Raw genomic sequence first — 15,393 nt, 5'->3', positions numbered from 1 at the left:
GAAAAATTGGGCGGTGAAAGTCTTTAATTATTGCACGAGCCCAGCCGTTGGGAAACAGCGGTAGAGTCCGACTCCTCCAGAAAAGTGCCACATCTAGCAATTCCCTAGCGCCAAGCATGGCATAATTGACAGCACTGCAAAAAGCAGATAGACAGGTACAAACACTGAAAATCAGATATTCAGGGAACAAAAGTTATAGGTGAGGATACTGTGAAAGTTTTGGTTGTAGGGAACGGAGGTCGCGAACACGCGATCGCAAAAAAACTGCTAGAATCTACGCGGATTAAACAAGTATTCTGCGTACCGGGCAACGGCGGCACAGCTACCACCAAAGGCTGTCAAAATCTGTCGCTCAACATCAACGACTTCCAAGGCATCGAACGCTTTGTGATGGTCAACAACATCGGATTAGTTATCGTCGGCCCCGAATTGCCCCTATCGCTAGGCATCGCCGACTATTTCCAACAGAAAAAAGTCATGATTTTCGGGCCCACCAAAGCCGGCGCCCAAATTGAATCCAGCAAATCCTGGGCCAAAGAATTGATGCTCGAAGCAGGCATCCCAACACCCAAAGCTGCCGTATTTACAGACGCAGAAGCAGCCAAAGCATACGTTCTGGAACAAGGAACCCCCATAGTCATCAAAGCAGACGGACTCGCATCAGGCAAAGGAGTCACCGTTGCCACCACCGTCAAAATGGCTCACAGCGCCATCAACACCATTTTCCGAGGCGAATTCGGCACCGACAACATCAGAGTCGTAGTCGAAGAATTCTTAACAGGTCAAGAAGTCTCGATTCTCGCCCTCACCGACGGCATCACAGTGGAACCGTTGCTGCCGGCCCAAGACCACAAAGCTATCGGCGAAGGCGACAAGGGAGCCAACACCGGCGGTATGGGAGCCTACGCCCCAGCGCCCATTGTCACTCCGGAACTCATGGAAAGGATTCAAGCAGAAATTCTCGAACCCACCCTCGCAGCACTGCAAAAACGCAACATCGACTACCGGGGTGTACTCTACGCAGGTTTAATGATTACGCCCGAAGGAGAACCCACAGTCTTAGAATTCAACTGCCGTTTCGGAGACCCCGAAACTCAAGCCGTTTTGTCGCTGCTGGAAACTCCTTTGGAAGATTTGGTGCTGGCGTGCTGTCAGCAGCGTCTCGGTGAATATTCCAACATTCGCTGGAAATCGGGGGCCTCTGTTTGCGTAGTTTTGGCTTCTGGGGGCTATCCTGGAAGTTATCAAAAAGGCAAAGTTATTACAGGTATCGAGGAAGCTGAAGCCAAAGGAGCAGAAGTGTTTCACGCCGGCACCCAGTTGAAGCAGCAGCAGTTGGTGAGCGACGGCGGCCGCGTTTTGGGCGTGACAGCAACGGGAGAAACTTTGGAACAAGCTATTTCCAAAGCTTATGCAGCAGTTGATTCGATCGAATTTGAAGGGGTTTACTGCCGTAGGGACATCGGTCGCCGAGCTTTGGGCGCTCAAAATTAGGAGTTGCGACATCGGCGGCTGTCCGAAAGCCAAGCAATCTCAATGTAGAAATGTAACAATGAAGTTTGGTATCTCTGCGGTGGCGGTAGCGGACAAGTCGCAGCAGAAAATTCGATCGGGAGAGCCAACGGAATTGATCTTGCTTTTAATATTGAACTGGTGAACTGGTGAAATGCTGGCCATACTAAACAAAATCGGAGAAATTATTGCCCGCTGGTGGTCGGATTTTACCCTCCAGACCCGCCTGATGGCCGGTGCTACCCTCGTAGTGTCGTTAATTATGAGCAGCCTGACATTCTGGGCGGTGAATACTATTCAGCAAGACGCCCGACTGAACGATACTCGCTACGGCCGTGACCTGGGTTTGCTGTTATCGGCAAATGTGGCACCGCTGATTGCCAAAAACGATCGCTCCGAAGTCGCCCGCTTTTCCCGCCAATTTTACAGCAGCACTTCCAGCGTCCGCTACATGCTTTACGCTGACGAAGCGGGCGATATTTTCCTGGGGATACCCTTTTCGGAATCTGAGGTACAAACTTCTCTGACGCTGCGCCGCCAGATCAAACTTCCCGATAATTTTCTCGCCGACATTGAGGCGAGGAATTTAACTTCTTTGCCTTTAGTGCGGCAGCACTTGACGCCAGACGGAGAAGTTACTGACGTATTTGTGCCGCTAATTCACGAAGACAAATATTTGGGAGTTTTGGCGATCGGCATTAACCCAAATCCCGCCGCAGTTATCTCTTCAAATCTGACTAGGGATGTCACTTTAGCAGTATTTGTAACCATTTGGGTGATGGTAATTTTGGGCGCTGTATTTAATGCCCTGACAATTACTCAGCCCATTAAACAATTAGTCTTCGGGGTCAAAAACATCGCGAGCGGGAATTTTAAGCAGCGAGTTAACTTGCCTTTGGGGGGAGAATTGGGCGAGTTGATTGGCAGTTTTAACGAGATGGCCGAGAAACTAGAAAGTTATGAAGAACAAAATATTGAAGAGCTGACAGCGGAAAAAGCGAAGTTAGAAACTTTGGTTTCAACTATTGCTGACGGGGCGCTGTTGTTGGATGCGAATTTGCAGGTAATTTTAGTCAATCCGACGGGCAGGCGGATTTTTGGATGGGAAGGTAAAAATGCGATCGGAGTCAATGTTCTGAACATTTTGCCTTCCCAAGTGCAGCAGGACTTGGCCAGACCCCTGCACCAAATAGCCGCAGGCGATCGCGAAGGCGGCGAATTTCGCATCTCAATGGGCGAACCAGTCAACCGTACAATTCGGATTGTTTTAACTACTGTCATTCTGCACAAAGCGCCCGGAGCGGAACCGCTGTGCAGGAGCTGCATTCGCGACGAGGAAAATAACTGTAACGAGTCCGAACGACCGGAAGCTGTAGAGTGTACTTTTTACGAGCAAACCTCCTCGAAAAATCAAGATTCCGGGCAATACCGCGAGAGTCTCAAAGGCATTGCGATGACTGTGCAGGACATCACTCGCGAAGTAGAACTCAACGAGGCTAAAAGCAATTTTATCAGCAATGTTTCTCACGAACTGAGAACACCTTTGTTTAATATCAAATCTTTTATAGAAACTCTCTATGAGTACGGAGAAGACCTTCAAGAAAGCGAGCGCAGGGAATTTCTGGAAATTGCCAATCGAGAAACCGATCGACTAACTCGTTTAGTTAACGACGTGTTAGACTTGTCCCGACTGGAATCCTGCCGAGTTTATCAGTTGGAAGCTGTTGACCTCCTGCAAGCTGTGGAACAAACCCTGCGGACTTATCAGTTGAATGCTAAGGATAAAGGTATTGAATTAGAGCAAGAAGTTGACCCGTATTTGCCGCCTGCTTTAGGTCATTACGATTTGCTGCTGCAAGTATTTGCCAATTTAGTAGGAAATGCCTTAAAATTTACGCAGTCCGGCGGCAAGGTAGCCATTCGAGCGTATTTGCTAGAGTCGGAGGCGCAGACTCACAAAGACGGCGCAGCCGGGAACCACAACTTGTCACCGGATGCCAAACATTTTCCGGTTGTGCGGATCGAAATTTCTGATACTGGGATTGGCATAGACCCCGAAGACCAACAAGCAATTTTCGATCGCTTTTTCCGGGTAGAAAACCGAGTTCACACTCTCGAAGGAACGGGATTAGGTCTTTCTATTGTCAGAAACATTATTGACAAGCACCACACTAAAATTAATTTAGTTAGCGAAGTTAATGTGGGTACAACTTTTTGGTTTGACTTGGCAGTTTATCAGCCGCAACAAACAGTAGAGATGGAAAATTCTTGGCCAGTGGAAGCAACAGTGGAAACTGAAACAATTTCGAGTCATGTTAAGTAAACAGGACTTATCCACAGCCTTCTACGTAGCGTGTTCTACGGGAAATCCCCCGTGGTTGCCCCTATTCATAGGATGGTTGCGTAAGTTCTGATAAATTAACCCAATTCAACGTCAAGCGCGATGGCTATTAGAACCCAGACTTCTTAAAGAATGCTGGGTTCTGGATGTTCTGTTTTTTTAGGCGTGTCTGCTGAGTTGTCATTGCATTTCAGGGTAAACAGTGCGATCGCACTCAACTCTCCCGTCTCCCGATTAATCAGCCTGACAAAATTCTGGCATCATCAGTGTTGATGATCCTTAGCTGTCGTATCTAAGCTCAATTTTACCGATAAAACTACATAGTAACACCAATAAGTACCAATCGCCAATAATCCCCCTTCTGTCATATTAGTCATTAGTATAAATGTTAATAGATACAAAGCCAAAGCTGACTCTGGAAAATTTTCTTTTATCAGGTACTTTATACCTCTAAATATATTATTAAAAAATGAAAAAATAAACAACAACAATCCGCCCCAACCCAGTTCGCAAAGTATATCAATAAAACCATTGTGGGAGTGGGGTGGCACAAAACCAGATTTAACATCTATAATTCCGTAAGCTGGGTCTTCTAAGCCCCGCCAAGATTGCCAAAATCCTGCCATTCCATAACCAAATATGGGACTGTTGTGATTAATTCTATCAATAATTAAAGGCCAAAAGTTTGTGCGACCCGTTAAAGTCATATCTTTTTTCAAACCATCCACAACAATAGCCTCTAAATTATTTAATACCACAATAGCAATACATATACTGCCCACCAAAAACAACAGAAAGCAGAGAAAAGCCCATTTTACAGGTAATCTTTTTAAGACGGACAAATAAACCCAAAAAGTGATTAATATCACTGTCAGAATTCTACTAGCACCACTACAACCTTTTTGCAATCCTACTAAAGCTATTAGAGTTATAAACAATGATAAGTATCGGTACTTTTTTTCTTTAGCAGCATATAAAATCCATAAAGAAGCAGTGTTAGCCATTTGAAAAGAAAAAGGATTTTTATGGCTTAAAATTCCCGTCCAACAGCCGTCCGACGATGGATTTGTTTGCACGACTCCCCATAAGGCTAATAAACAACTTAGCCATCTCAATAATCCATAAATTTCCAACCAACTATATTGTTTGCCTACATACATAGAAACCAGTGTTATTGCCCACATAGTCAAAATACCCCGATAACTAAGTTCAGGAGTTTGTGACCACAACCCAGATATAGTCATCATCAACAAAAATAAACAGAAAAAACCGTCTCCTAAAATCCATTTGATAGCTACATTAACTAGATTTTTTGTGGTTTTACTCAAGCGGGGAACTAAAATTATAATCATGCCGGAATAAATGGCAAGTTGACTGATAATAGTTGGCGCTGTAGTTTTTAAGTTAGAGAAAATGTTAGGATGGAGTTTTTGAAAAATCATGGGCGTAACTCCAGAGCTACTCGTGATAGTAAAAAAAAGTATGCCCACAAAAATTTTTTCTAATCGGGCAGCAAATTTGTGATGGCGGGCGACTAAAATATAAATAGTTACAAAGGCGATCGCCACCAAACAAAAAAGCATCAACGTAAACATCGGAACCCTTAAAATATCTTTCATCGCTTTACCTTTATCATCAAATTTGTTTTACTACCTATGAAATGGCTTACCCTTCCTGCCTTGCAAGTGCAACTGCTAATGCTGGTACTCACTCTCTCCTACCCTCAAACCAGCCTCGCTCAGTCCCCAGCCCCCACAATTAGCACTAATACTGACTATTATCTAGGTGGTGGAGATAATATTAGAATTGATATCTACGATGTACCCCAGCTTAGTGGGGAGTATCAAATTCCCGCTGGGGGAGCTATTCAAATGCCGATTATTGGTAGTATTTCCCTTCAAGGATTAACTTTAGAACAGGCAGCCCAAGTTATCACTAGAGCTTATGGCCGGATCGTCAAAAGACCTTTAGTTACCATCAGCTTACAAGCTGCCCGCCCGCTCAATATTTGGTTGTCTGGTGAAATAAGTCGTCCTGGCTCATACTTATTGCCCCTAGCTAATGGAGGTGGAACTAAACCGTCAGTTCAGTTTCCCACGCTGCCTCAAGCTTTAGAAAAAGCTGGGGGTATTCGAGCTAGCGCTGATATCCGCCGAGTAATTGTCCGACGTCGGCTCAATGCCAACCAAGAGATAACTATCACTTATAACCTGTGGGATTATTTACAAACTGGTCAGACGAGCCAAGATATCACGTTGCGAGATGGAGATCAAATCTTGGTTCCCCCTCAAGAAACAATTAATTTAGCAGAAACAAATCAACTTAGTGAATCTAATTTTTCTATACCAGCAGATCAACCCCGTACTGTCTCAGTATTCGGAGAGGTAAAGCGTCCCGGTAGATATGTAGCGATTGGTGGTGATACCCAAAATGGTGAAAGAACCAACGGACAGCCGACAATTATTCGTGCTCTACAACTAGCTGGGGGAATCACATCAATCGCCGATATTCGCCAAATCCAACTCCAACGTTATACTAGAAGTGGCAAACAACAAGTTAGAACTATTAACCTCTGGCAATATTTGCAAGAACAAGATACTTCTCAAGATACTATACTACAAGAAGGGGATATCATCTTTGTCCCGACAGCGACGGCGATCGACCCCGGAGAAGTTTCTGTTCTAGCTACTTCTAGCTTTGCTTCCGCGACTGTGCAAGTGAGTATTATCGGAGAAGTCAATACTCCGGGAGCATTGAAATTACCTCCTAATACTACCTTAAATCAAGCAATTATGAGTGCGGGGGGTTTCAGACCAAATCGCGCCAACTCTAGATTTGTGGAACTGATTAGGCTGAATCCTAATGGCACTATATCCCGCTCCCAAATACCAATAAATTTGAATCAGGGAATCGATTCTCAAACCAACCCACTTATTCAAGATAATGACATAATTATAGTGGCACGTTCTAGGACTGCTGTTTGGATAGACAACATTAACACTGTTTTCACACCAGCTAATGATATTATTGGTGGAATTCTCGTTCCCACCAGACTCATAGAGCTACTAAAACTTTTAGTTGATTAGGAATGAAATAACATTTGTCTTATGGATAAGAAACTGTTTTCTTCCCTCAAAAATGACCTTGACGGTCAATATCTGTCTGTTCCCTCCGCTAATTATTTAGCTAGTAGCCCAGAAGATGATGACCAAGTACTTGATATGAATTGGGTACTAGCTGTGCTCAAGCGTCGTGCTCTGGTGATGGTCATAGTATCTGCCGTCATAGCTACTTTGAGTGGTAGTTTCATTCTATGGAATGCCAAAAAAACTATTTCTGAATACCAAGGAAAATTTACGGTTTTAGTAGAACCGATTACGTCTGACGATCAGCTTGCAAAGCTCTTTGTCCAAGCTCAAGACAATAGTTTGGGTATCGCAGAACTGAGCAAAGTGAAATCCTCATCCCAAGAAAATTATTCGGTGGACTATCAAAGCTTAACGCGGGTTTTAAAAAGCCCTGAAGTGTTATTACCATTGTTTAAAAGAGTGCAAACAAAATATCCACGGTTTGATTATAAAAACCTTCTTAACAGCTTGGATGTCCAGCGGATTACTTTTGTACAAGATGGCAAAGAAGTGGGTACTAAACTATTAGAGATTAGTTACCGCGATCGCGACTCTAATCGCATCAAATATGTGTTAGAAGAAACTTTAAAATATTATATGGAATATATGCGCCAAGAGCGCTTAAGAATTAGCACTAAAGGGATTGATTTTATCGAAAAACAAATACCACAACTCCAGCAGAAAGTAGATAAATTACAAAATGAATTACAAGCATTAAGAATTAAGTATAACTTTAATCAGCCAGATGTAGGTAGCCGCCTGCTATCAGATCAGATAAATCACTTGGCTAATATTCGCATAGAAGTGGCAGCACAATCAGCAGAAAGTATGCGTCAATATGAAATATACAAACAACGCTCTGCAAAGGGTGATAATCGTTGGATTGTTGATATTAATCCTAAGTCTTATGAAGGTTTAATGGGAAAAGTAAATGAAATAGAGTCGCAATTAGCTTTAAGCTCTACTCAATTTTATGAAAATAGTCTTCCCATTCAATCTTTGCGGGAAAAGCAGCAAAGTTTGCGGGATTTAATGCAAAGAGAAGCTACATCTGTTCTGTTGCAGATGAAAGCACAAATACAACAGTTAGAAGCTCGCGAGAAGGTGCTAGCTAATAACCAAAAATCTCTGCAAGACAAAATAAATGAAATGCCCCAAGCTCAACGTCGCTATGACGAAATACAATTAGAACTAGAACTAGCTAAAGATAATCTTAAACTGTTCCTAGGTAAACAAAAAACTTTACAACTAGATGCCGGTCAAATTGATAGCGCTTGGAAAATTATAGCTAAACCAGAATTAGTCAGAGATGACAATGGTGCTCTCCATCCTGTAAAAGAAAAACCAACCCGCCGCCACTTAGCGATCTCGATCGTTATTAGCAGTTTACTAGGTATTGCTATAGGTTTCCTAGTAGAAGTTTTAAATACAGTTTTCCATACTCCAGAAGAAATTAAATCAGCAACTAAACGTCCTCTTTTGGGAGTAATTCCGATCGCCAAAGCAATGAAAATTAAATCCCGTAGAGGGGAAAGAGTTTCACCTAAATTTACTAGCGTCAGTTCAACTTCTAACAGTCCAAACTCAAGACGAATAATAGCGTCTAATTACCAAGATTTTCCTTTGATAGAGGCATTTCACTACTTATACACAAATATTCACTTATTGAGTGCTGAACATCCGATAAGTTCTATAACCATCACTTCGACTGTTAGAGGTGAGGGTAAGTCCACTGTAGCAGTTTATTTAGCTAAAACTTCTTCTGCTGTTGGTAAACGAGTATTATTAGTGGATGCTAATCTGCGTTTTCCTCAACTTCACACATACCTTGGGTTAGCAAATATTAAAGGTTTAAGTAATACTTTGACTTCTGATTTAAGCTTAAATGATGCCATCCAGCGATTGCCCGATAACGACAACCTTTTTGTCCTCACTGCTGGTACTATTACCCCCGATCCCATTAAATTACTTTCTTCCAGAAAGATGCACTATTTAATGGAACAATTCCTAGCCTTATTTGATTTAGTAATTTACGATACGCCACCTTTGATAGGTTTAGCTGACGGTCATTTACTAGCTTCTCAAACTGATGGTACAGTGCTGATAGTAAAAATCGAAAAAACCGATCGCGGGATGGTAAGCAAAGCTTTAGATCAACTAAATATAGCCGATTTTAAAGTATTGGGAGTAGTAGCTAATGGGGTTAAAGGACGATAAAATGGAGTTATACAGCCAAAGAAAGAAGTAAAAAGTTGATATCAAACGCCAGATAAATAAATTAACCTAATTAAATGTAAAACGATCGAGCTGTTAGATCCCCGACTTCTTTAAGAAGTCGGGGTGGTAATTATATCAATACTTAAGAAAGAGTCTTTCGAGCACGTTCCGATCGCTCTTCTGCGGTATCCATAACATCCGCCATTTTATCCACCATTTCCCCTGGATAATTTTCTAGTACCCGAGTAGAAAGCGAAATCCGACCCCTACCTTGATCGAGGTCAACCACCAGGGCTTTCAGGGGTTGACCGGGTGCAAAAAGCTTTCCAAGGTTATCAATATATTTTTGGCTGACTTGCTTGATGTGCAGCAAACCGCTAACTCCTTCTAAGTCCACAAACACGCCAAAAGGCTTAATGCTGCTGACTTTTCCTTCCACCAACTGACCGATTTGCAAATCTCTGAAGGCATTCGATTGAGTGGCCATCCGCTGGGAAAGTACGAGTTTTTCTCGATCGCGATCGACCTCCAAAAAATTAACGCTCAAAGATTGACCGATCAGCGATTCTATGTTATCGCGTTCCACTAAGTGCGATCGGGGAATAAAACCGCGCATTCCCTGAACATCTACAGTCACGCCGCCCTTATTCGCCCCAGAAACCCGCACTTGAAGAACTTTTCCAGTTTCCTGCAATTCAATTAAATCTTCCCAAGCTTGCTGAATTTGTAACTGCCGCAGAGACAAAGTAACTTGGCCATCTGCATCTTGTTCGCGGATAATCAAAAAGTCCCGTTCCTCATCCAGCGGAACCACTTCCGACAAATCAGTTACCGTTCTCAAAGCAGCCTCTTCGATCGGCAAAAAAGCCGAAGACTTGCCGCCGATATCAACATACGCGCCGTTTGAGTCGTACTCGAACACTTTGCCGCGCACTACTTGTCCCTTCTGGAACTCGTAATTGTGCTGTTCGAGGGCTTTAGCAAAATCATCCATTGAAAAGGATGGTTTTGCGCTTTGAGAACCTGTAGATTTGGAATTCATGTCAGTTTAGTTGTCAGTTGTCAGTAATTTAGTTGTCACTTGTCAGCAGAAAAAATTTTCCCACTCTCCCCATCTCCCACTCTCTAAGCTGGTTGAAGTTGCTGATGAAATAGCTGCTTCACCTGTATCCACGAATCGGCTGCTGCGGTAGCGTCGTAACTGCCGCGGTGGTCGCAGAAGAAGCCGTGATCGGCATTGTAGCGGAAAATTCGGTGAGAAATATGGTGTTTTTGCAATTCTGCGGCGATTTGGTCAACTTGTTCTAAGGGAATGCTGGAGTCTTGAGTGCCGAAAAAGGCGTAGAGAGTGCCTTTAATGTCTGCTGTGCGGGCGATCGTGGGGGTTCCGCCCCCGGGGGTTAGAGTGGCAATACCTGCGCCGTAGAACGACGCTGTAGCCTTGATTTCGGGCAAAGTAGCGGCGAGGTAGGCGACGTGTCCCCCAAAGCAGAAACCGATGCAGCCAAAACCTTGCTGTTTGACAGAGGGTAGAGTTTTGAGGTAATCGACGGCGGCTTGGATGTCGCCCAGAAGTTCGGAAGCGGTGGTTTGTTCCTTGTATTCTCTGCCGATTTTGATGTCTTCGGGTGTGTAGCCGGTTTCAAAACCAGGGGCTTGACGTTGATAAATGGCTGGGGCGATCGCCACATATCCTTCTTTTGCTATTCTTTCAGTAACTTCGCGGATGTGCGAGTTGACGCCAAAGATTTCTTGAATCACAATAACTGCGGGAAATTGCCCTTCTGCTGCGGGTTGGGCTAGGTAAGCGGCGATTTGCAAATCTCCGTTGGGAACTGTGACGTTAGCTGTGCGAATTTCTGAGTTGGTCATAGCGATTTTTAGTGCAATTTTATTTCATTTGCGAACTAGATTTTTTTTACCGCAGAGGGCGCAGAGGGCGCAGAGAAATAAAAGAGAAGTTTTGGAGAGAGATTGTTGGTATTATACCCAGATTTCGGACTCAATAAACCCGGATCAGTATTTTTTTTCTCAAGCTTTTCTTCTCAAACTTCGCGGAGTTCGCGTCTTCGCGGTTCGTTAAAAATATCTCTATTAGTAACTAATCCTCAAATTTAGGAGAACGCATTACCCGGAAATCTCTGCTTTAAAACAGGCATTACCGGACAAGGTTTTTGCTCCTGCAAATTCTCCGGTTTGTTCCAAGTAAAAGGCCCTTTCTTCTCCGCAGCCATCCACAGCAAGCTTTTTGCTCGCGTCATCGCCACATACAGCAGTCGAAACTCTTCTGCTGTTTTCAAATAACCAGCTTGTTCCCATGCTTCGCCTAGATTTGGTAAAGGATATTTTTCGTGCAAACTTGCTCGAATTTGCGCTCTCGCTACCTCTGCTAAAGTGAAATCTCCTAAAAATCGGGCTTGGGGCAAAACGCGCAAATTTCCGGGGATGGTTTGTTCGTGTAAAAACGGCAAAAATACGCAATCCCAATCTAATCCTTTAGCTTTGTGCATGGTAATAATTGTTAGTTGACCTTTGCTGGTATAGCGTTCTTCTATTTTGTCGTCTGCATCCACAGGTTCAAATCTTTCGGAACTGACAATTTCGCTAAGTACGTCCAAAATATTCCGCATTGAATTGTTGCCGGCTGTTTGGATTGCTACCCGTTCTGCTAATTTGTCGGCGGTGGCTAATTCTGTTTGGTCGTATTGCAGCGCTAAGGCTAAAAATGAGATGATTTGGTAGGGCGGCAGTTCTAAGCTAGCTTGCAGCAAACCGCAGCAAAAATAGCGGCATTTGCGAACGGGGTCTGACTGCTGCGGGTCTAGCGGGCCTGGGTAAAGGAATTGCTCGGGGCTGGTAGCAAAAGCATTGTAGTCTTGTTTGGGGATGAGTTGCCGATCGCTCAAAATTTTTAATGCTGCTTTTAGGTAGTCTGGAGAGTGCGGGCGATCGAGAAATTGCAGCAGTGTTAAGATTTCCCAAGGTACTTGAGAATGTCTGTCCCGTTCTCCCACATCTTCAATTTTAATCCCATATTTGTGCAAATCAAAGCTTAATCCATGTTTGTGAGGATTTTCTAGCACTTCTTTGATAAACTTACCTTGTTTGTTTTCCCGTACCAAAATAGCCATCGATTTCAGATTGTCTAACGGCAATTTTGCACTCTTTTCTCCATCGCTAGCTTCACCGCCTGATTCGATATTGTTGCCATTCTTTCCCAATTCAAACTCTGCCGGTAAAAATTCTTCTACTAACTCAATTACCCGCTTGCCAATTAACTCAACTGTATGGTAAATGTCGCGGGGAGTATGCAATTCTAAGCCTCGACCAATGGGATTCGGATTGGCATTATGCTGCGGGTCATGGCTGGGTACTGGCTTAATAGTTTGGTCGCGAAAAGGCTTTTCATTTTTCGCTAATTCTGAGCCATTGACCCACTGCAAAATAAAGTTAGCGGCATCGATAATTACCTGGGTGCTGCGGCCTGCGCCGTCCATTGTCGCTAACTTATTCTCTACTTCGCACTCATCACAAAATTGGTTAAAATAAATCGGGTCTGCGGGTGTAAAAGTAGAATTAATTGCTTGATTTGGGTCGCCAACTCTGATAAAGTTGGGAGGTAAAGTAGGACGTTCTGGATCGATCGCCAATGTTTCCAAAAGCCGAGTCTGCAAAGGTGTAGAATCTTGAGCTTCGTCCTCGAAAACGGCAAATACTTGCTTTTGCTCGATCGCCCTCGCCCTCGGATTGTCCAACACCCGCAAAGCTGCTAAAATCATCTCGTCGTAATCGATGAATTCCCGACTCCTCAACAAAGCCTGATATTTTTGATATAAACCCCCAGCTACCGCTAAAATCTCATAACCGTCCCCAGTATCAAGAGCGCTCATTTCTAACAACTGTTCGGGCAATAAACCCGAAGATTTTGCCTCGTGAATCACTGTTTTAGCTACCTGCGGCAAAATTTCCGTCCGCAAAACCGATTGTCGCCGCAATCTCTCCGTTTCCTCTCCGTCGAATTGCTGTCCTTCCAACAAAACTTGGTATCGGCGGGGATTTTCCGCAATCCAAAGTTCTACACAGGTGCGAATTAATCGGTGACTTTGAGTGGGAGTAACTAAGGTTGAATTTTCTAAATTTAAACCAGACAAATCGGGATGGCGCATCGCAATATTCAAAGCTAAACCGTGCAAAGTGTGCACCGCAAAGCCGCCTTGAGATAAAGACAATTGGGCCAATCTTTCCCGAATTTTAGCTTTAATATTAGCAGCAGCCGATCGCGTAAATGTCACGACAATTAACTGGCGGCGGCTGTGAAGCCCGTTGCGGGCGATCGCAATTGCCGACGCAGCAGCCATTCCCGTAGACTTCCCGGCCCCGGGAACCGCCGAAACAGCAAGGGGGCCGCCTTGCCAATCCGCCATGTCCTGCTGCCCGGCACGCAAGCTTTCGCGAATTTTAAGGCAAGCTTGTTCTCGCAAAACGGCGGCAAACCCTGATTCTGAAAGCGCTGAGGCTACATCCGGGCGATCGGTATTGGTTGTCGATCGCATAAAATCAGTATCAAATTCATCTGTCATTCGATTTTAGATTTTAGATTTTAGATTTTAGATTAGAAAAATATTGGTCGCGTTGAGCCTTTTCAAACGGTATCAGAAACCGAGTTGCTTTAGTTGCGATCGTATGCGCAGAACCCGAACCGTCAATCGATTTTAGATTTTAGATTTTAGATTAAAGAATTGAATAAAGCGACCCCGCTCAGAAATCCGAGGGCTGGCGATGGGGAGCGAGGAGCTTTTTTCTCGCTCCACGGATGAATCCGGGGACTTGTGACTAAATTGTTTTCGGTCATCGCACCGATATTTATTGGCTTTCATCTGCGTTCATCTGCGTTTGTCTGCGGTTAAAAATCCCAAAGTATTCAACCTCTACCGTTTCCATTTCGGTATCGGCTAAACTAATGCTATCTATTGAAGCTTAAATTGAAACCAGCATAAAATTCAATACCCAAGCCTTTTTTAGAGGAGTCACCCACATGAAAACTCACCTCAAAATCAATTCCCCCCCGCCCAAGACAAACCCAAACTCAGCCAACAACAGCACAATTCGTTTTGCTGTGGCGGTATTCTTAACTTTATCTTCAGCCATTGCTTTGCCTAGCTGCGGAGGAGATGGATCGACCGGCAGCGCTCCACCCGGCGCAGGTTCATCCAGCAGCCGTGAAAACCAAGTTGCCGCATCGGCTCCACCACCCCCACCCGCACCAGCAGCCCAAAGGCCAAAAGCTCCTGCTTCATCAAAAAAAGCAGCAGAAACTCCAGCAACCCGTCCCCAACTGATTAAAAAAGCCCAACTCAGCGTAGTTGTCAAATCTATTGACGCCAGCACTAAATCTGTTACTAATATTGTCGAAAAACAGCAAGGCGATATCTTGGGTTTTCAAAATCAAAAGCCGCCGGATTCGAGTGTCCGCCAAACGGCGTCTGTGGAGATTCGCGTGCCTCAAGAACGTTTAGAAACTACTTTAGACGCTTTGGCAAAACTCGGAACTGTAGAGAACCGTTCTCTGACGGCTGAGGATGTTACCGATCAATTAGTTGACAGCGAGGCTAGGCTGCGGAACCTCCGCAAATCGGAGGAAATGGTGTTAAAAATTATGGAGCGATCGGGCTCTGTCGGCGACGTGCTTAAAGCTGCTCAAGAGTTGAGCAATATTCGGGAGTCGATCGAACGCATTGACGCTCAGTTAAAAAGTTTGCGAAATCAAGTAGCCTATTCAACTATTAGCTTAACTCTAGAAGCAGCAGTATCGGCTCAACAAACTCCGGAACCTTCTCTAGGTTTGCGGGTGCAGGAAACTTGGGGGAAAGCGACCCATTCTGTGGGTGAATTGACGCTCGGTTTGTTTGCTTTGGGTATTTGGCTGCTGGCTTACAGTCCTTATTTGCTGTTAATAGGGGCTGCGGTTTACGGCTTTAATCGATTTAAGAAACAGCATTCTGTTCCGACAATTCAAGAACCGAAACCGCCTCAGTAGTCAGTAATCAGTAGTCAGCAGTCAGTAGTCATTAGTCATTAGTCATTAGTCATTAGTCATCCCACCCACATAAAATTTATGTATTGTGGAACGACCGGAGAACCTGTTCTTAAAACCAACGACAACTGACAACCGTCAACCGTCAACCGTCAACCGTC

The 15,393-nt window shown here is 44.2% G+C and carries 9 protein-coding genes; 5 read left to right on the top strand and 4 right to left on the bottom strand.

All coding sequences use genetic code 11. The annotated features are described in order from the left end of the window. The first annotated feature begins 210 nt into the window (after positions 1-210). The gene (gene purD, locus QUA80_RS09880) at positions 211-1,494 is read left to right on the top strand and encodes a phosphoribosylamine--glycine ligase (RefSeq protein WP_333423684.1); all 1,284 of its coding nucleotides are present in this window, start codon (positions 211-213) and stop codon (positions 1,492-1,494) included. Positions 1,495-1,666: 172 nt separating this feature from the next. Then, positions 1,667-3,835 (top strand): ATP-binding protein, encoded by a 2,169-nt coding sequence (locus QUA80_RS09875; RefSeq protein ID WP_333423682.1) that lies wholly within the window; start codon positions 1,667-1,669, stop codon positions 3,833-3,835. A 281-nt stretch (positions 3,836-4,116) separates the two neighbouring features. Here the strand turns inward: QUA80_RS09875 and QUA80_RS09870 are convergent, their stop codons facing one another. Further along, entirely contained in the window at positions 4,117-5,472 is a 1,356-nt protein-coding gene (locus QUA80_RS09870; protein ID WP_333423681.1) for an O-antigen ligase family protein, read from the bottom strand. A 36-nt stretch (positions 5,473-5,508) separates the two neighbouring features. Here QUA80_RS09870 and QUA80_RS09865 point away from each other — a divergent pair, with 36 nt between their 5' ends. Next, on the top strand, positions 5,509-6,939 hold the full coding sequence (locus tag QUA80_RS09865; RefSeq protein WP_333423679.1) for an SLBB domain-containing protein: 1,431 nt from the start codon (positions 5,509-5,511) through the stop codon (positions 6,937-6,939). Between the two features lie 21 nt (positions 6,940-6,960). Then, positions 6,961-9,198 carry a polysaccharide biosynthesis tyrosine autokinase gene (locus QUA80_RS09860; RefSeq protein ID WP_333423678.1) on the top strand — a complete coding sequence of 746 codons (2,238 nt, stop codon included), beginning with the start codon at positions 6,961-6,963 and terminating at the stop codon, positions 9,196-9,198. Between the two features lie 142 nt (positions 9,199-9,340). On the opposite strand, the gene QUA80_RS09855 is transcribed toward QUA80_RS09860, so the two are convergent. The 3 genes from QUA80_RS09855 to QUA80_RS09845 all read right to left on the bottom strand — a co-directional run bounded on the left by QUA80_RS09855 (position 9,341) and on the right by QUA80_RS09845 (position 13,778). Next, a complete protein-coding gene (locus QUA80_RS09855) occupies positions 9,341-10,240 on the bottom strand; it encodes a S1 RNA-binding domain-containing protein (RefSeq protein WP_333423676.1) in 900 nt (299 codons plus the stop codon). Between the two features lie 83 nt (positions 10,241-10,323). Next, the gene (locus tag QUA80_RS09850) at positions 10,324-11,070 is read right to left on the bottom strand and encodes a dienelactone hydrolase family protein (RefSeq protein ID WP_333423674.1); all 747 of its coding nucleotides are present in this window, start codon (positions 11,068-11,070) and stop codon (positions 10,324-10,326) included. Between the two features lie 242 nt (positions 11,071-11,312). Beyond that, complete coding sequence (locus tag QUA80_RS09845; protein WP_333423672.1) at positions 11,313-13,778, bottom strand: ATP-dependent helicase; 2,466 nt, start codon at positions 13,776-13,778, stop codon at positions 11,313-11,315. Positions 13,779-14,233: 455 nt separating this feature from the next. Here QUA80_RS09845 and QUA80_RS09840 point away from each other — a divergent pair, with 455 nt between their 5' ends. Further along, positions 14,234-15,235, top strand: coding sequence for a DUF4349 domain-containing protein (locus QUA80_RS09840; protein ID WP_333423670.1), 1,002 nt, complete (start codon positions 14,234-14,236; stop codon positions 15,233-15,235). Positions 15,236-15,393 lie beyond the last annotated feature (158 nt).

It is taken from the genome of Microcoleus sp. F4-D5, from assembly GCF_036704885.1.
Taxonomy (GTDB): Bacteria; Cyanobacteriota; Cyanobacteriia; order Cyanobacteriales; family Microcoleaceae; genus Microcoleus.
This window is presented reverse-complemented; position numbering and strand designations above follow the sequence as displayed.